This is a genomic window from Mesorhizobium sp. M7A.F.Ca.US.006.04.2.1 (assembly GCF_004022915.1).
GTDB lineage: Bacteria > Pseudomonadota > Alphaproteobacteria > Rhizobiales > Rhizobiaceae > Mesorhizobium > Mesorhizobium ciceri.
Map to the genome: position 1 here is coordinate 1 of NZ_RZQA01001584.1, position 554 is coordinate 554.

A 554-nucleotide genomic window follows, 5' to 3' on the forward strand; every position below is an offset into this window, starting at 1 on the left:
CACGTGGCAAGTAGAGGTCGCGTTGGCGCCTCTGGTTTGGGACCAGAGGGTCGTGCAGCACTGAGGTCAGCAAGTTGACCTCCCGCACCCCCGCCATCTCCACCGACATCACCAACCTCTTCGCCACGCGCAACACGCACGCCGTCGAGGTCGCCATATTGCAGCCGGCGGACCCCTTCCTCGACATGGCCGGCGAGGATCTGCGCCGCCGGATTTTCCTGACCGAAAGCGAGACCGGCCAGACATTGTGCCTGCGGCCGGAATTCACCATCCCGGTCTGTCTCGACCACATCAGCTCGCAGGCCGGCACGCCGCGCCGTTATTCCTATCTGGGCGAGGTGTTTCGCCAGCGCCGCGAAGGCGGCAACGAGTTCTTCCAGGCCGGCATCGAGGATCTCGGTGACCGCGATACCGCTGGAGCCGATGCCCGCTCGGTGGCCGACGCGCATGCGCTGCTATCGCTGGTGCTGCCCGGCCAGGCATTGGCGATCACGCTTGGCGACCAGACCATTTTCGAGGCGGTGCTGGCCGCCCCTGGGCTGGCCCGCGGCTGG

Annotated in this window: 1 protein-coding gene; it reads left to right on the forward strand. The window is 66.8% G+C overall.

Features of this window, described 5'->3' with window-relative positions; all coding sequences use genetic code 11:
- Window positions 1–74: 74 nt before the first annotated feature.
- The coding region (locus EN925_RS38865) for an ATP phosphoribosyltransferase regulatory subunit (RefSeq protein WP_206633225.1) at window positions 75–554 on the forward strand (480 nt) is incomplete at its 3' end.